Source organism: Sporosarcina sp. BP05 (genome assembly GCF_014282005.1).
Classification (GTDB): Bacteria; Bacillota; Bacilli; order Bacillales_A; family Planococcaceae; genus Sporosarcina.
Window position 1 is genome coordinate 65,008 of sequence record NZ_JACFTD010000008.1, and the last position, 15,591, is coordinate 80,598.

The 15,591-nt window shown below is 43.8% G+C and carries 19 protein-coding genes and 2 other annotated features; all 19 genes read left to right on the forward strand.

All coding sequences use genetic code 11. The features are described from left to right. The first annotated feature begins 39 nt into the window (after window positions 1–39). Window positions 40–1,416, forward strand: a complete 1,377-nt coding sequence (gene radA / locus H2672_RS11190) for a DNA repair protein RadA (RefSeq protein WP_186671406.1) — start codon at window positions 40–42, stop codon at window positions 1,414–1,416. A 187-nt stretch (window positions 1,417–1,603) separates the two neighbouring features. Then, a complete protein-coding gene (locus tag H2672_RS11195) occupies window positions 1,604–2,707 on the forward strand; it encodes a PIN/TRAM domain-containing protein (RefSeq protein ID WP_186671407.1) in 1,104 nt (367 codons plus the stop codon). Window positions 2,708–2,744: 37 nt separating this feature from the next. Beyond that, a complete protein-coding gene (gene ispD, locus H2672_RS11200) occupies window positions 2,745–3,428 on the forward strand; it encodes a 2-C-methyl-D-erythritol 4-phosphate cytidylyltransferase (RefSeq protein ID WP_186671613.1) in 684 nt (227 codons plus the stop codon). Window positions 3,429–3,590: 162 nt separating this feature from the next. After that, complete coding sequence (gene ispF / locus H2672_RS11205) at window positions 3,591–4,067, forward strand: 2-C-methyl-D-erythritol 2,4-cyclodiphosphate synthase (protein ID WP_186671408.1); 477 nt, start codon at window positions 3,591–3,593, stop codon at window positions 4,065–4,067. A gap of 70 nt (window positions 4,068–4,137) precedes the next feature. Further along, window positions 4,138–5,601: a glutamate--tRNA ligase gene (gltX, locus tag H2672_RS11210; RefSeq protein ID WP_186671409.1), complete on the forward strand. Its 1,464-nt coding sequence runs from the start codon at window positions 4,138–4,140 to the stop codon at window positions 5,599–5,601. Window positions 5,602–5,723: 122 nt separating this feature from the next. Continuing rightward, window positions 5,724–5,941, forward strand: a binding site (T-box leader). 336 nt (window positions 5,942–6,277) lie between these two features. Further along, window positions 6,278–6,940 (forward strand): serine O-acetyltransferase, encoded by a 663-nt coding sequence (gene cysE / locus H2672_RS11215; protein WP_186671410.1) that lies wholly within the window; start codon window positions 6,278–6,280, stop codon window positions 6,938–6,940. Then, window positions 6,937–8,337 carry a cysteine--tRNA ligase gene (gene cysS / locus H2672_RS11220; RefSeq protein ID WP_186671411.1) on the forward strand — a complete coding sequence of 467 codons (1,401 nt, stop codon included), beginning with the start codon at window positions 6,937–6,939 and terminating at the stop codon, window positions 8,335–8,337. Before cysE ends, cysS begins: the two co-directional genes overlap by 4 nt. Beyond that, window positions 8,334–8,765, forward strand: coding sequence for a Mini-ribonuclease 3 (locus H2672_RS11225; RefSeq protein WP_186671412.1), 432 nt, complete (start codon window positions 8,334–8,336; stop codon window positions 8,763–8,765). Before cysS ends, H2672_RS11225 begins: the two co-directional genes overlap by 4 nt. Next, a complete protein-coding gene (gene rlmB / locus H2672_RS11230; protein WP_186671413.1) occupies window positions 8,762–9,544 on the forward strand; it encodes a 23S rRNA (guanosine(2251)-2'-O)-methyltransferase RlmB in 783 nt (260 codons plus the stop codon). Before H2672_RS11225 ends, rlmB begins: the two co-directional genes overlap by 4 nt. Then, a complete protein-coding gene (locus H2672_RS11235; RefSeq protein ID WP_186671414.1) occupies window positions 9,541–10,056 on the forward strand; it encodes an NYN domain-containing protein in 516 nt (171 codons plus the stop codon). The genes rlmB and H2672_RS11235 overlap by 4 nt, the downstream gene beginning before the upstream one ends. A gap of 74 nt (window positions 10,057–10,130) precedes the next feature. Continuing rightward, window positions 10,131–10,778, forward strand: a complete 648-nt coding sequence (gene sigH / locus H2672_RS11240) for an RNA polymerase sporulation sigma factor SigH (protein ID WP_186671415.1) — start codon at window positions 10,131–10,133, stop codon at window positions 10,776–10,778. A 198-nt stretch (window positions 10,779–10,976) separates the two neighbouring features. After that, window positions 10,977–11,126, forward strand: a complete 150-nt coding sequence (gene rpmG, locus H2672_RS11245) for a 50S ribosomal protein L33 (RefSeq protein WP_082786457.1) — start codon at window positions 10,977–10,979, stop codon at window positions 11,124–11,126. A 52-nt stretch (window positions 11,127–11,178) separates the two neighbouring features. After that, window positions 11,179–11,364, forward strand: a complete 186-nt coding sequence (gene secE / locus H2672_RS11250; protein WP_186671416.1) for a preprotein translocase subunit SecE — start codon at window positions 11,179–11,181, stop codon at window positions 11,362–11,364. Window positions 11,365–11,525: 161 nt separating this feature from the next. Beyond that, a complete protein-coding gene (gene nusG / locus H2672_RS11255; protein WP_186671417.1) occupies window positions 11,526–12,059 on the forward strand; it encodes a transcription termination/antitermination protein NusG in 534 nt (177 codons plus the stop codon). A 168-nt stretch (window positions 12,060–12,227) separates the two neighbouring features. Further along, window positions 12,228–12,653, forward strand: a complete 426-nt coding sequence (rplK, locus tag H2672_RS11260; protein ID WP_067204710.1) for a 50S ribosomal protein L11 — start codon at window positions 12,228–12,230, stop codon at window positions 12,651–12,653. A gap of 120 nt (window positions 12,654–12,773) precedes the next feature. Next, entirely contained in the window at window positions 12,774–13,475 is a 702-nt protein-coding gene (rplA, locus tag H2672_RS11265; protein WP_186671418.1) for a 50S ribosomal protein L1, read from the forward strand. A 42-nt stretch (window positions 13,476–13,517) separates the two neighbouring features. Further along, window positions 13,518–13,665: a sequence feature (ribosomal protein L10 leader region), on the forward strand. A 31-nt stretch (window positions 13,666–13,696) separates the two neighbouring features. Further along, on the forward strand, window positions 13,697–14,197 hold the full coding sequence (rplJ, locus tag H2672_RS11270; RefSeq protein WP_186671419.1) for a 50S ribosomal protein L10: 501 nt from the start codon (window positions 13,697–13,699) through the stop codon (window positions 14,195–14,197). Between the two features lie 66 nt (window positions 14,198–14,263). Further along, on the forward strand, window positions 14,264–14,623 hold the full coding sequence (rplL, locus tag H2672_RS11275) for a 50S ribosomal protein L7/L12 (protein ID WP_186671420.1): 360 nt from the start codon (window positions 14,264–14,266) through the stop codon (window positions 14,621–14,623). 151 nt (window positions 14,624–14,774) lie between these two features. After that, window positions 14,775–15,377 (forward strand): class I SAM-dependent methyltransferase, encoded by a 603-nt coding sequence (locus tag H2672_RS11280; RefSeq protein WP_186671421.1) that lies wholly within the window; start codon window positions 14,775–14,777, stop codon window positions 15,375–15,377. The last annotated feature ends 214 nt before the right edge of the window (window positions 15,378–15,591 follow it).

A 15,591-nucleotide genomic window follows, 5' to 3' on the forward strand; every position in this document is an offset into this window, starting at 1 on the left:
GGTGGGAACGGGCTGTCCTTTTCGTGTTCGGAGGATTCCATGGCGAAAAGAAAATCGAAGTTTATGTGTAAATCATGTGGTTATGAATCAGCGAAGTGGATGGGCCGGTGCCCAGGTTGCGGGGAATGGAATACAATGGAGGAGGAAGTTGAAATAGCCGTTCAAAAAGGGCCGCGGGGCGCATTTCAACATACAGGGGGTGTCCGTCAAAAGGCGCTGCCAATTAGTTCAATTGAAATGATAGAAGAACCAAGAATTGGCACAGACTTGGAGGAGTTCAACCGTGTTCTAGGTGGTGGGATTGTCCCCGGTTCACTTATTCTAATCGGTGGAGATCCGGGGATAGGCAAGTCGACACTCCTTCTTCAAGTATCTTCACTATTGGCGAATAAAGGTCAGCGTGTACTTTACATTTCAGGTGAGGAATCAATACGTCAGACTAAACTGCGTGCAGAACGACTTGGCGTAAAATCAGATGAACTTTATATTTATGCAGAAACGGATTTGGGCTTAATTCACGAAACGATAGCCGATGTGAAACCAACGTTTGTTGTCGTTGACTCCATCCAGACTGTTCATCATCCGGAGGTAGCGTCAGCACCAGGAAGTGTATCTCAAGTGCGCGAATGTACAGCGCAGCTGATGCGCATTGCTAAAACGCAAAACATCGCTATTTTCCTAGTTGGCCACGTAACGAAAGACGGACAGATTGCAGGACCGCGCTTGCTTGAGCATATGGTGGATACCGTTCTCTATTTTGAAGGGGAGCGTCATCATACGTACCGGATTTTACGCAGCGTGAAAAACCGTTTTGGCTCTACGAACGAAATTGCGATATTTGAAATGTTGCAGTCCGGTTTGAAAGAAGTACTGAATCCATCCGAGCTATTCCTGCGGGAAAGATCCCAGGGAGGAGCCGGTTCAACGGTTGTCGCATCTATGGAGGGAACCCGGCCGATTCTCGTTGAAATTCAAGCACTTGTTACACCATCTAGTTTTAACTATCCGAAACGAATGGCTACGGGGCTCGATCAGAACCGTGTGTCCTTGTTAATGGCCGTGCTTGAGAAACGTATGGGGATGCTGTTGCAGGCTCAGGATGCCTATATTAAAGTGGCGGGCGGCGTGAAGTTGGATGAGCCGGCAATCGACTTGGCTGTGCTTATGAGCATCGTGTCCAGTTATCGCGACTTGGCGGCTGGTTTGTCTGACTGCTTTATCGGTGAAGTCGGGTTGACGGGTGAAGTAAGACGGGTCTCCAGGATTGAGCAACGTGTGACAGAAGCCGCAAAACTTGGTTTTGAGCGTGCGATTATTCCTGCTTCTAATATTGGCGGCTGGGAATATCCGAAAGGCATCCGTGTAATAGGCGTAGAAACAGTTAGTGATGCGCTGAAAATTGCTTTTACAGATTGACTAGAAGACGGGACTGCGATTATAGCGGTCCTGTCACTTTTCTACTTTAAAGATGCAGTGAATGAGAAACTTTCATATGAGGGAGGAAGTCCTAACAGAATAGAAGGAAATATCGCACTTAACTGACCTTATCAGGGCGGTTTGAAGTGGAAACATGTATAATTAAGAAATAAAGGAGGTGGTTCATATGTTGAAAAAGGTAGTTCAAGTTTCATTTCTGCTTATTGGTGGAACACTGGGTGTATTATTTTTACCGCATTTATTTAAATTATTTTCTTTTACTTCGAGCCCATGGGTTAATAATCCGTACGTATCAGCAATTTTAGGAGCAATGTTGCTCTTTGTGCTCAGCTTTTTCCTCACAGAACCAATTATTAATTTTATTAAGTGGATGGAAGAGCGTTTATTGAAAGCGCCAGTTTTTGATTTGATATTCGGGACACTCGGTCTTATTGTCGGTTTAAGTGTCGCGTTCCTTGCCAGTTTTGGCGTGAGCGGTATCCAGATACCAGTTATCACGTCTGTCCTTCCGATACTGTTGTCGATTATTCTTGGCTATTTAGGTTTTCAAGTTGGGTTTAAGAAGCGGGAGGAAATCATCAATACGCTGCAGTCCACAAAAAGTAGTGGACTCAAAAAGAAAGAAGTGGAGGATACTGCCACTCAAACAAAAGGTAAGCTCTACAAGATATTAGACACAAGTGTTATTATAGATGGTCGGATTGCTGATATTTCGGCAACCGGTTTTCTTGAAGGTATACTTGTTGTACCGCAGTTTGTGTTGACAGAATTACAACATATTGCAGATTCCTCAGATACGTTAAAGCGGACAAAAGGTAGACGCGGGCTGGACGTTTTGAAACGTATGCAAACGGATGACGGTCCGACTATCTTAATCACAGACGAAGATTTTGTCGGTGTTCCTGAAGTCGACATGAAGCTCGTCCATCTAGCGAAGAAGATGGGTGGACTCGTTGTGACGAATGATTTTAATTTGAATAAAGTAGCCGATTTACACGGCGTCTCAGTGCTTAACATCAATGACCTTGCAAATGCGGTGAAACCAGTTGTTATTCCTGGCGAGGATATGCATGTTGTTATCGTCAAAGATGGCAAAGAACATAACCAAGGTGTCGCTTATTTGGATGATGGCACAATGATTGTTGTTGAAGATGGGAAGTTCCACATTGGCAATGCGATCGACGTTGTCGTAACAAGCGTATTACAGACATCAGCGGGACGAATGATTTTTGCGAAGCTTAAAAATGGTAAGATTTCAAAGGCAAATTAAGTAGTAGGTAATCATGAAAAGAAAAGGAAGAGAAGTCTTGAACTATACAGTTATGATGCCGGCAGCTGGAAGTGGTCAGCGAATGGGCGCCGGCTACAATAAACTATTTTTGAAACTAGATGATAAACCAATTCTTATCCATACACTTGAAGTGTTCGAAGGGGATTCGGCGTGTGGCGGTGTCATCCTTGCGGTAAAACCGGACGAACGGACGCAAATCCAGTTAATGCTTGAACAGTTTGCCATTACGAAAGTAGTAGCGATGGTAGATGGTGGTGGAGAGCGGCAAGATAGTGTCGCGGCATGCATGAAAGCGCATGGCAAGGGGGGCATTGTCCTTGTCCATGACGCTGCAAGGCCGTTCATTCGTCGAACAGTCATTGCTGAGCTTGTAAAAGTGGCTGGCGAGCACGGTGCCGCAATCGTAGGTGTGCGGGCAAAAGATACGATGAAATATGCAGAGGATGGTATTGTCGAGGAGACGGTGGATCGTGGAAGGTTATGGATCATCCAGACGCCTCAGGCATTTCAATATGAATTGCTGAAAGAAGCGTCTGACAAAGCACAAGCGCAAGGCTTTCTGGGGACGGATGAATCAATGTTGGTCGAACGTTTTGGTGAACCTGTAAGAATCGTCGAAGGTACGTATGACAACGTGAAGATGACTACGCAGGAAGATCTCCTGTTTGGAGAGGTTTTATTGAGAAGAAGGAAAGTATAAGTTTTTAACCTGAACTAGTGTCTAGCTCCAGCGCCTAGGAGTTCGGGTCATAAGCCGGCCCAGCTATGCGGCAAAGAACGCCACGTCGCCGGTCCGTCTTATGCCTGTCACTCCTGAACAGGGGCTTGCGCTTTTCGTGAAAAGAAAATAGGAGGTTTTTTGATGATTCGGATAGGGCAAGGTTTTGATGTGCATAAATTCGAGGCGGGGCGTCCACTTATTATTGGTGGCATAACGATTCCACATGACAGAGGTCTGACGGGGCATTCCGATGCGGATGTGCTCTTACATACTATTACTGACGCAGCACTTGGTGCGATTGCTGAAGGGGATATCGGACGTCATTTCCCGGATACAGATGCGGAATTCAAAGATGCTGATTCTGCGGTGCTATTAGAAAGAATTTGGACACTTGTAGAAGATAGAGGCTATAAACTTGGGAATATCGACTGCACGATTATCGCACAAAAGCCGAAGATGGCACCTTATATTGAAGTAATTCGTAAACGTGTTGCTGATTTATTGAAAGCGGATGTCTCACAAGTGAATGTTAAAGCTACGACAACGGAACAATTAGGTTTCACTGGAAGAGAAGAAGGAATTGCTTCCATGGCGACGATTCTGCTTGTTAAGGCGTAACACCTTTTAAACAGCCCCGCCAAGTGGTAAAATAGCAAACAGTAGTAAAATTAGATTGGAGAGAATTCATATGACTTCAGAAGTACGCGTACGTTACGCGCCAAGTCCAACCGGCCATTTACATATTGGAGGAGCACGGACAGCGCTTTTTAATTATCTTTTCGCACGTAACCACGGTGGGAAATTCATTGTTCGAATCGAGGATACAGATATTGAACGTAATATCGAAGCGGGGGAACTTTCCCAACTTGAAAATTTAAAATGGCTTGGCATCGATTACGATGAATCAGTCGACATTGGCGGTCCATACGGTCCATATCGCCAAATGGAACGTCTTGATTTATATACGAAATACGGTCAAGAGATATTGGAAAGCGGTAATGCTTATAAATGTTTCTGTACATCAGATGAGCTGGAAGCAGAGCGCGAAACGCAGAAGATTGCTGGAATTGCAGCACCAATGTACGGCGGTAAATGCCGTAATTTAAGTGCAGAAGAAGCGGAAGCGAAAGAAGCTGCTGGACTTAGCCATACGATTCGCATGCGTGTACCAGAGAACGTAACGTATAAAGTGGAAGACCTAGTTCGTGGCACAGTATCGTTCGAATCGAAAGACGTCGGCGACTGGGTTCTTGTAAAAGCGAATGGCATTCCAACTTATAACTTTGCGGTTGTTATTGATGATCATTTAATGAAAATCAGCCATGTGTTCCGCGGTGAAGAGCATTTGACGAATACACCAAAACAACTGATGGTTTTTGATGTCTTCGGCTGGCAGTATCCACAATATGGCCACATGACACTGATTGTTAATGAAGACCGTAAAAAACTTTCAAAACGTGACGAATCGATTATTCAATTCATCTCTCAATATAAAGATCTTGGATATTTACCTGAAGCAATGTTCAACTTCTTTGCGCTGCTTGGCTGGTCGCCGGGTGGAGAAGAGGAGATTTTCACACACGAAGAACTTGTTAAGATGTTTGACGTAAGTCGTCTTTCCAAATCACCTTCCATGTTCGATAAACAAAAACTGACGTGGACGAATAACCAATACGTGAAAAAGATGAGTCTTGAAGAAGTAATTGATTTCGCATTGCCGCACCTTCAAGAAGCCGGTCTTCTTAATAAAGAGATGACTGAATCAGAAACAGCATGGGCACATGACTTAATTGCTCTTTATCAAGATCAGTTAAGCTTTGGTGCAGAAATTGTTGAATTATCCGCCCAGTTTTTCGATCATGAAATTGAATATGATGAAGAATCCCAAGCTGTACTCGCTGGGGAGCAAGTGCCTGAGGTAATGGCTTCATTCAAAGAGAAGCTGGAAGCGCTTGAAACATTCGATGCACCGTCCATCAAAGACGCGATTAAAGCAGTCCAGAAGGAAACGGGTCATAAAGGGAAAAACTTATTTATGCCGATCCGCGTTGTGACAACGGGGCAAATGCACGGTCCTGAATTGCAGGCATCCATTGCTTTGATTGGGAAAGAAAAATCAATTGAACGAGTCGCTAAATACGCAAAACAATAACGTTGACTTTCATCGTTTGAAATGTAGAATGAAAGTTAATAACTATGGGAGAGCGTTTCTAGGAACGCAGTCTAAAACCGCGACGTCCTGTCGCAACGACTGCATGACCTACCTCCTGTAGGCCTAAACCGTAGAAAAGGATAAGTACACATTGCAAGCTCTTCAGAGAGGATCATCATCGGCTGTAAATGATCTGTGCCTCTGTAATGTGGAAATGCCCCTTTGAGTGCCGAGCCGAAAGTGTAAGTAGGCCGGACGCATTGCCAGCGTTATGGGCATCAAGCGGGAAGGCCAACACCTTCCAAGCGGAGTGGAACCGCGCATTCAATGCGTCTCTGTCATTTATTTGACGGGGACGTATTTTTTTTATTGTTAAAAAAGCGTAAGCGGCCGCATTGATGCGACAGGCATAAGACGGACTGGCGAAGCGGGGCTCTTTCCCGCATAGCCAGATCGGCTTATGACCCAAGCATCTGGCCGCTGGAGCTAGACAGGAAAAGCGTAAGCGGCCGCATTGATGCGACAGGCATAAGACGGACTGGCGAAGCGGGGCTCTTTCCCGCATAGCCAGATCGGCTTATGACCCAAGCATCTGGCCGCTGGAGCTAGACAGGAAAAGCGGAAGTGGCCTTTACAAATGAACGGAGTTAGACACCGAATTTAAGGGGGGAACGAGTTGTTTAAGAGGATGAAAGAAGACGTTAGATGCATATTTGAACAGGATCCGGCGGCGCGTACTATTTTTGAAGTTGTTCTAACTTATTCAGGTTTACATGCTTTATGGTCTCATCGAATTGCACATGCTTTATATAAACGGAAGTTGTTATTTTTGGCACGGCTCGTTTCACAAATTAGCCGATTTTTCACAGGTATTGAAATTCATCCTGGTGCAAAAATAGGGCGTAGGTTTTTCATAGATCATGGAATGGGTGTTGTTATTGGGGAAACCTGTGAAATCGGAAATGACGTCACGATTTACCAAGGTGTGACCCTCGGCGGTACAGGTAAAGAAAGTGGCAAGCGGCATCCGACACTTCATGATAATGTACTTGTTGCATCGGGTGCGAAAGTGCTTGGTTCCATCACAATCGGTGAAGGAAGTAAAGTGGGAGCCGGTTCAGTTGTACTGAAAGACGTCCCGCCAGAATCGACGGTTGTAGGTATTCCGGGGAAAGTCGTTATTTCGAACGGTGTTAGAGTGAAGAGTAAACATGATCACCGTGATATGCCGGATCCCGTGGCAGACAGATGCCAGACGCTTGAAGATGAAATTAGTGAATTGAAAAATAGGTTCAAACAATTAGAAGTTTCCAAAGTAAAGGGAGGAGATTTATCATGACAATTCAAATCTACAATACGCTGACACGCAAGAAGGAGCCTTTCATTCCAATGGAAGAGGGGAAAGTGAAGATGTATGTCTGCGGTCCGACTGTTTACAACTACATTCATATCGGAAATGCACGTCCGGTTATCGCTTTTGATACAGTGCGACGCTATCTTGAATATCGTGGGTATGACGTTACATTCGTTTCGAATTTCACGGACGTTGACGACAAGATTATTAAAGCGGCTAATGAACTTGGGGAAGAAGTCGGTGAACTAACAGATCGCTTCATCGATGCTTACTTCGAAGACGTCTCAGCACTCGGTTGCAGTAAAGCGGACGTCCATCCACGAGTGACGGATCATATCGAAGACATTGTTGATTTCGTGAAAGTACTGATTGATAAAGGTTTTGCTTACGAATCGCAAGGGGATGTCTACTATCGTACGCAGAAATTTGACGGCTACGGAAAGTTGTCCCACCAATCGACGGATGAGCTGAAGGTCGGTGCACGTATCGAAGAAGGCATCAAGAAAGAAAATCCACTTGACTTTGCCTTATGGAAAGCTGCTAAGACTGGTGAAATTTCATGGGCAAGTCCGTGGGGATTGGGCCGTCCGGGTTGGCATATCGAATGTTCAGTTATGGCGAGAGAACATCTCGGCGATACAATAGATATCCACGCAGGGGGTCAAGACTTAACATTCCCGCATCATGAAAACGAAATTGCCCAATCTGAAGCGATGACAGGCAAGCAATTTGCGCGCTATTGGATGCATAACGGTTATATTAATATCGACAACGAAAAAATGTCCAAATCACTCGGTAATTTTGTTCTTGTGAATGATATCAGGAAGCAAATTGATCCAAAAGTACTTCGTTTCTTCATATTGTCCGTTCATTACAGACACCCGGTCAATTTCTCGCAAGATCTTGTTGGTAGTGCGGAGAATGGACTTGCGCGCATTCGTACAGCGTACAACAATTTGAAACACCGACTCGCGACGTCTGCAGATCTAGGTGATCAGAAAGATATCTGGACTCATAAAGTGGATGAAATCAAAAACGACTTTGAATTGGCAATGGATGACGACTTTAACACGGCTAACGCTATCGCGTCGGTATTCGAATTATCCAAGCTGGCAAATGTCTATTTAGTAGAGAAAAACACACAATCCGATGTACTAGAGCATTTCATCCGCACATTTGACGGACTACTGTCGGTTCTTGGGTTGCCGATGGACGAAGAAGCGGGATTGTTGGATGAAGATGTCGAAGCGTTAATCGCAGAACGACTCGAAGCGCGTCGTAACAAAGACTTTAAACGGTCGGATGAAATTAGAGATGAATTGAAAGCGCAAGGTATCATTCTAGAAGATACAGCACAAGGCATGCGTTGGAAAAGAGGATGAGCAACGTATATAACTTAAGAGATATAGATGTGAAACAACTAAAAGCGCTGGCCCTTGCTTACATGGGTGACGCGGTGTACGAACAGGCGATAAGGGAGCATCTCCTGCGTTCGGGTCGTGTAAAACCAAATGTGCTGCACAGAGAAGCAACTCATTATGTCTCTGCGAAATCGCAGGCGGCTATACTTAAGGTGATGCAGGAATCAGGGTTTCTGACGGAAGAAGAAGAGGCGGTCATGAGACGTGGCCGCAATGCGAAGTCTGGCTCGGTCCCTAAAAATACGGATGTTGTAACGTATAATTACAGTTCGGGATTTGAAGCGGTCATCGGTTATCTACACTTATTAGGAAGAACGGAACGCGTGCAAGAAATTATTGGTGAGTCAATCCGATTCATCGAAATGCCAAAGGGGGAAGAGTCAAAATGAATGAACACGAAAACGAACACGAGAATGAAATTGAATCTGAATTAATTGGTGGGAAAAATCCCGTCGTAGAAGCACTGCGCTCGGGCAGGGAATTAAATAAGATATGGGTTGCTGAAGGACTTAATATGAAAAGCATCGGTGAAATTCTATCGTTGGCCAAAAAAGCAGGAATTATCGTGCAGGCGGTCCCGAAACAAAAATTGGATGGTTTGCTTGATATAAATCACCAAGGGATTGTCGCTTCGGTTGCGGCTTATGAATATGCAGAACTTGAAGACCTATTTACTGTCGCAACTGAGCGTGGAGAAGACCCATTATTCCTTATACTTGATGAACTTGAAGATCCTCATAATCTGGGTTCAATACTACGAACTGCTGATGCAACTGGTGTGCACGGGGTCATTATTCCAAAACGTCGCGCCGTCGGGTTGACGGGTGTTGTTGCGAAGTCGTCTACTGGTGCGATCGAACATATTCCTGTCGTGCGTGTGAATAATCTTTCGCAAACAGTGGAGGACCTGAAAAAACGTGGTGTTTGGATTGCAGGTACAGACGCTGCTAAATCGGTGGATTATAGATTAATGGATGCGACACTTCCGCTTGCCATCATTATTGGAAGCGAAGGGAAGGGAATGTCACGTATTTTGAAAGAGAAATGCGATTTCCTCTATCATTTACCGATGGTTGGGCATGTTACGTCATTGAACGCGTCTGTCGCAGCCTCCCTTCTCATGTATGAGGTGCTGCGCAAGCGTCAACCACATACGTCTGGCAGATGAAAACGGATATACTCCTAGTCGATGGGTACAACATCATCGGCGCGTGGGAGGAACTGGGTGGGATGAAGCGGAAAAAACTAGCGGATGCACGTGACCGTCTGATTGAACGAATGGCGGAATACAAGGCGCATACCGGGTGGCGAGTTATTATTGTTTTTGATGCTCATCTTGTGCCGGGGATCGAAAAGAGGAAACGGCATCACAATGTCGAGATTGTCTTTACTCGGGAAAAAGAAACAGCTGATGAAAGAATTGAAAAGCTCGTTTCTGAATTGGGAGGGCGACGGGTGCAAATTCATGTAGCTACATCGGATCTGACAGAACAATGGGTCATTTTTGCGCATGGAGCACTCCGAAAGTCGGCTCGTGAGCTAGAACTTGAAGTAAATAAAATCGATGATCTTATTTCGGTGAAAGTGAAGGCTATTCAAGGGCAGCGGCCGCTTTCGAAGATCCCTTTAACTGACGAAGTTGCAGAAATATTTGAAAAATGGCGGCGTGGAATGAAATGAACGGTTGACGTAAAAAATTACCATACGGTATACTTGTTATATAATAGTGATAACGAACCGGGGTGATCCAGGTGGTGGAGAAAACATACGTTGAAGGCAGCATATCGGATTTCGCCGGATTATCCGACGGGGAAATCATAGTAATCATCCATGAAGGTAACACGGATGCACTTAATTTCCTTATTAGGAAGTACCAATCTTTTGTTAGATTGAAAGCGCGCTCATACTTCCTTATCGGTGGTGACCGGGAAGATATCATTCAAGAAGGTATGATTGGCCTATACAAAGCAATTCGTGATTTTAAAGAGGATAGATTGAGTTCGTTCAAGGCGTTTGCGGAACTTTGCATCACACGGCAGATTATCACGGCTATTAAAACTGCGACAAGACAGAAGCATATCCCCCTTAATACGTCGGTGTCATTGGACAAGCCGGTATTCGATGAAGAGTCTGACCGTACATTGCTCGACGTAATTGCTGGGCCGGTACTCGATGACCCGGAAGGTCTCATGATTCACCGGGAAGATTTTGTTCAAATGGAAGATGAAATGAACAAAGTTCTAAGTAGTCTTGAGAAGCAAGTGCTGGCACTGTACTTAGATGGGCAGTCTTATCAGGAAATTTCTGAAGAGCTAAACAGACAAGTTAAGTCTGTAGACAATGCACTTCAGCGGATAAAACGTAAACTAGAGCGTTATATGCAAGTTGATGCAGTCCGCTAGCCATAGATTTCCCTCGTATTGACATTCTGGATGGTAGATGGTAACCTTTAGCGAGACTATGAGAAGATGTTCAAAAAGTTCGGGGACATAAGGTTGTAGCACTATTTGTCAGCTTTTATCTCCGCTCCTAGCGTATTTTAATATGCGTTACCACGATTCTTTTCCGAGTAAGAACACTGAGTCGTAAGGGGTGAGGGAATGTCTAAAAAAATTATTTTAAGTTGCGATACATGCGGATCACGAAACTATTCTGTGCCGGCACGGAAAGATAAGCCGACAGAACGTTTGTCAATTAAGAAATTTTGCAGGCATTGCAATGCACATACATTGCATAGGCAAACGGCGTGAAGCGGTTAGTTAGGAAGCAGGATCATACTTATATTCGGAGGTTTACGGTATAATGAGCAAGTTAACTGGTTTTTTCAAAGACGTTGTCTCGGAAATGAGAAAAGTCAGCTGGCCGAGACGTAAAGAATTAACGCGTTACACAATTGTTGTTCTTTCGACAGTCCTATTCATGGCAGTTTACTTCGGACTCGTTGACCTTGGTATTTCACGAGTGTTGGAATGGTACATTGCGTTATAATAAAGCACTATAAATATTCCCCTTGAAAAATATCCCGTCTGACAGTATGAACGGGATTTTTCAATTGTCTAAATTCCTACGTCTTTAGTTCAGGCGCATGCGTTTTTATTTAATTGTAGGGAAAAAGGAGGGACGGACGTTTAGTCCTCGTCACTATGGATATGGAGAAAAATTGGTATGTCGTTCATACGTACTCCGGTTATGAGAATAAGGTGAAAGCCAATCTGGAAAAACGTGTTGAAACGATGGGTATGTCTGACAAAATCTTCCGCGTTGTCATCCCGGAAGAAGAAGAAACGGATTTCAAAGACGGTAAGAAACGTGTTCTTCTCAAAAAGACTTTCCCGGGTTATGTTCTTGTGGAAATTATTATGACGGACGACTCCTGGTATGTTGTACGTAATACACCGGGCGTGACGGGTTTCATCGGTTCGTCAGGCGGCGGCGCCAAACCGACACCGTTACTTCCTGAAGAAGTCGATTTCATCCTCAAACAAATGGGTGTGAAAGAGCGTAAAGTTGAGATTGACTTCGCGCTTGGCGAAATGGTTGAAGTACTTGAAGGACCATTTGCGAACTTCCAAGGTAAAGTGGAAGAAATCGATGAAGATAAAGGTAAAGTAAAAGTATCTGTCGATATGTTCGGCCGAGAGACAAATATGGAACTCGACTTCGAACAAGTTCGAAAAATATAAACGTTTACCACTTGCATATATCGCGAAATAGTGGTATCATTTCAAAGGTCAGACTGTAAACAAATGGTCTGGACGAACTATCAAATTCTACCGGCGTAAGTCGGCAGGCACATATGAGTGGGAGGGGCAACCCTATTACCACATCACGGACTTAAGGAGGTGTGTCTCGTGGCTAAAAAAGTCATTAAGGTTGTTAAATTGCAAATTCCTGCAGGGAAAGCGAATCCGGCTCCACCAGTTGGACCGGCGTTAGGACAAGCAGGTGTGAACATCATGGGATTCTGTAAAGAATTCAATGCGCGTACTGCAGATCAAGCAGGTCTTATAATTCCTGTTGAAATCTCTGTATTCGAAGACCGTTCATTTACTTTCATTACAAAAACTCCACCTGCAGCAGTTTTGCTGAAGGTTGCAGCTAATCTTACAAAAGGTTCAGGTGAACCGAATAAAAAGAAAGTTGCTACTGTAAAACGTGATAAAGTTCGCGAAATTGCAGAACAAAAGATGGAAGATTTAAACGCGGCGTCAGTTGAAGCAGCGATGGCAATGGTTGAAGGTACTGCTCGCAGTATGGGAATCACGATCGAAGACTGATCATGATTTTATAAATCAATAGTTGTTTGTAGTGGGGGTTGCGCTTGTTCTCCGGAGCACGCAACCCTTATTCGTGGGAGGTTTAACCCGTTAAAACCACAATCGAGGAGGAATTTTTAAATGGCTAAAAAAGGTAAAAAGTTCACGGAAGCTGCAAAGCTAGTTGAACACATGAAAGCATACGGCGCTACAGAAGCGATCGAACTTGCGAAAAAAACGAGCACAGTTAATTTTGACGCAACAGTCGAAGTTGCATTCCGTCTTGGAATCGACACTCGTAAAAATGATCAACAAATCCGTGGGGCAGTTGTACTTCCAAACGGTACTGGTAAAACTCAACGTGTTCTTGTTTTTGCTAAAGGTGAAAAACTTAAAGAAGCTGAAGCTGCTGGTGCAGACTATGCAGGCGATGCAGAATATATTGCTAAAATTCAAGCAGGTTGGTTCGAATTTGACGTTATCGTTGCAACACCTGACATGATGGGTGAAGTAGGGAAAATTGGTCGTGTTCTTGGGCCAAAAGGACTTATGCCTAACCCGAAAACAGGAACAGTAACATTTGATGTAGCGAAAGCTGTAGCAGAAATCAAGGCAGGTAAAGTTGAATACCGTGCAGACAAAGCTGGAATCATCCACGCTCCAATCGGAAAAGTTTCATTCGACGATACTAAGCTTGCGGAAAACTTCGCAACTGTTTTTGAAACTGTTCTTAAAGCGAAACCAGCTACTGCAAAAGGAACTTACATGAAGTCGGTTAACATTACGACGACAATGGGTCCTTCTGTAAAAGTTGATCCTTCAAGCGTAGCAGTTAATAAATAATATTGACAAAAAGATAATCTTTTGGTAAGATGATTTTTGTTGTGAATATAACCATTTGTACCGTAGACAGCAGGAGCGCATGCCGCTTAAATATTCCTGCCGAGGACAAGACGCTCTTTTTTTTTTAAAAGATGACGACTTTTCAGCCCTCAGTCTACTTTTGTAGATTGAGGGCTTTTCATACCGGTATAAGTGACCCAAACTTTTTAGGAGGTGTCCAAATGAGCACAGTATTAGAGGCAAAACAAGCAGTGGTTGGTGAAATTACAGATAAGTTGAAATCAGCTGCATCTGTAGTAGTAGTTGACTACCGTGGTCTTACAGTCGGTCAAGTTACCGAACTTCGTAAACAGCTTCGTGAAGCGGGTATTGACTTCAAAGTTTACAAAAACTCGATGTCACGTCGTGCTGCTGAAGCTGCAGGACTTGAAGGGTTGAACGAACACCTAACAGGCCCGAACGCGATTGCATTTTCAAACGAAGACGTTGTTGCTCCTGCAAAAATCCTTAACGATTTTGCAAAGAAAAACGACAAGCTTGAAATTAAAGCTGGCGTAATCGAAGGTGTACTTGCATCAGAAGAAGACATTAAAGCATTGGCGGAACTTCCGTCACGCGAAGGTCTACTTTCTATGCTTCTCAGCGTACTTCAAGCTCCAATGCGCAACTTTGCGCTTGCAACAAAAGCAGTTGCAGAGCAAAAAGAAGAACAAGGCGCTTAATAAAGCAGCCTGAAATACCACTTGCGGGTTAAGCCCGACAAAAAAGAATATTAGGAGGAAATTATAATGACTAAAGAAAACATCCTTGAAGCGATCAAAGAAATGACAGTACTTGAACTAAACGACCTTGTAAAAGCAATTGAAGAAGAATTTGGCGTAACTGCTGCTGCACCTGTTGCAATGGCTGGTGCTGGTGCTGCTGCTGAAGAAGAGCAAACTGAATTCGACGTAATTCTTACTGCTGCTGGACAAGAAAAAATCAAAGTTATCAAAGCAGTTCGCGAAATTACAGGCCTTGGCTTGAAAGAAGCGAAAGCGCTTGTTGATGAAGCTCCTAAAGCAATCAAAGAAGGCATTTCTAAAGACGAAGCTGAAGAAATCAAAGCTAAACTTGAAGCTGTAGGCGCAGGCATCGAAGTTAAGTAATTTTTAATAATGAAGAAAAGCTCGTCAGATTTGGACGAGCTTTTCTTCGTTTTTTTATCTATACTTGTGTTAACCAAGTCAACTAACCGATAGTGTACGTGCGCTATCTTCTTTTTGTGTTACAAGTCTCTATACGAGGGGGAAGACTGGTATGTCTGAACATTATTACTCGGGAAATCCGAAAGTGAAGAGTAATCCGAAAGAGTGGTCTGCGGAGTTACGCGGAAGAACATTCCGATTCAAAACGGATGCTGGTGTGTTTAGTAAAGGTGAAGTGGATTTCGGTTCGCAGCTTTTGGCTGATGCTTTTGTCTTACCGGAAACGGAAGGGTTAATTCTCGACATTGGTTGTGGGTATGGTCCAATTGGGTTATCGATTGCCGCATCTTTTCCGGAACGGAGCGTTCACATGGTCGACGTGAATGAACGTGCACTCGCTCTTGCTGCGCATAATGCAAAACAAAATTGCATTTCAAATGCAGAGATTTATCCAAGTGATGCATTATCCGATGTCACGGCAGAGGGGTTTGCTGCAATTTTGACGAATCCGCCTATCCGTGCAGGAAAAGAGACGGTATTCAAGTTTTACGAAGGCGCTTTTTTGAAACTTAAGGTTGGCGGTGAGTTGTGGATCGTCATTCAAAAGAAGCAAGGTGCACCTTCGACGATAAATTGCTTGACAGAGCTTTTTGGCAACGTTGAGACTGTTGTTAAGAAGAAGGGTTATTATATTTTAAGAGTCCAAAAAAATTGACTCGATAGTAATGATATGGTAATGTTATAAAATGCATAAATTATTATAGTGCGGTCGTATGCCCTTTTGCATGAATAATGGAAATGATAGGCATACTGACAATGTATAAAAGATGGTAAAACCGAAAATGAGCTCTTGCCAGAACTCGTTTTCTTTTTGTTTTTTCGATATCATACACTATTTTTGTGGTTTCGCAAAGAACTAATATTGTTTT

Excerpts from the sequence above, each read along its gene's own strand:
- gltX (WP_186671409.1), top strand. The coding sequence starts at position 4,138 with ATGACTTCAGAAGTACGCGTACGTTACGCGCCAAGTCCAACCGGCCAT.
- nusG (WP_186671417.1), top strand. The coding sequence starts at position 11,526 with ATGGAGAAAAATTGGTATGTCGTTCATACGTACTCCGGTTATGAGAAT.
- H2672_RS11195 (WP_186671407.1), top strand. The coding sequence starts at position 1,604 with ATGTTGAAAAAGGTAGTTCAAGTTTCATTTCTGCTTATTGGTGGAACA.
- H2672_RS11225 (WP_186671412.1), top strand. The coding sequence starts at position 8,334 with ATGAGCAACGTATATAACTTAAGAGATATAGATGTGAAACAACTAAAA.
- secE (WP_186671416.1), top strand. The coding sequence starts at position 11,179 with ATGAGCAAGTTAACTGGTTTTTTCAAAGACGTTGTCTCGGAAATGAGA.
- H2672_RS11235 (WP_186671414.1), top strand. The coding sequence starts at position 9,541 with ATGAAAACGGATATACTCCTAGTCGATGGGTACAACATCATCGGCGCG.
- radA (WP_186671406.1), top strand. The coding sequence starts at position 40 with ATGGCGAAAAGAAAATCGAAGTTTATGTGTAAATCATGTGGTTATGAA.
- rpmG (WP_082786457.1), top strand. The coding sequence starts at position 10,977 with ATGTCTAAAAAAATTATTTTAAGTTGCGATACATGCGGATCACGAAAC.
- rplA (WP_186671418.1), top strand. The coding sequence starts at position 12,774 with ATGGCTAAAAAAGGTAAAAAGTTCACGGAAGCTGCAAAGCTAGTTGAA.
- rplJ (WP_186671419.1), top strand. The coding sequence starts at position 13,697 with ATGAGCACAGTATTAGAGGCAAAACAAGCAGTGGTTGGTGAAATTACA.
- cysS (WP_186671411.1), top strand. The coding sequence starts at position 6,937 with ATGACAATTCAAATCTACAATACGCTGACACGCAAGAAGGAGCCTTTC.
- rplL (WP_186671420.1), top strand. The coding sequence starts at position 14,264 with ATGACTAAAGAAAACATCCTTGAAGCGATCAAAGAAATGACAGTACTT.
- rlmB (WP_186671413.1), top strand. The coding sequence starts at position 8,762 with ATGAATGAACACGAAAACGAACACGAGAATGAAATTGAATCTGAATTA.
- ispF (WP_186671408.1), top strand. The coding sequence starts at position 3,591 with ATGATTCGGATAGGGCAAGGTTTTGATGTGCATAAATTCGAGGCGGGG.
- H2672_RS11280 (WP_186671421.1), top strand. The coding sequence starts at position 14,775 with ATGTCTGAACATTATTACTCGGGAAATCCGAAAGTGAAGAGTAATCCG.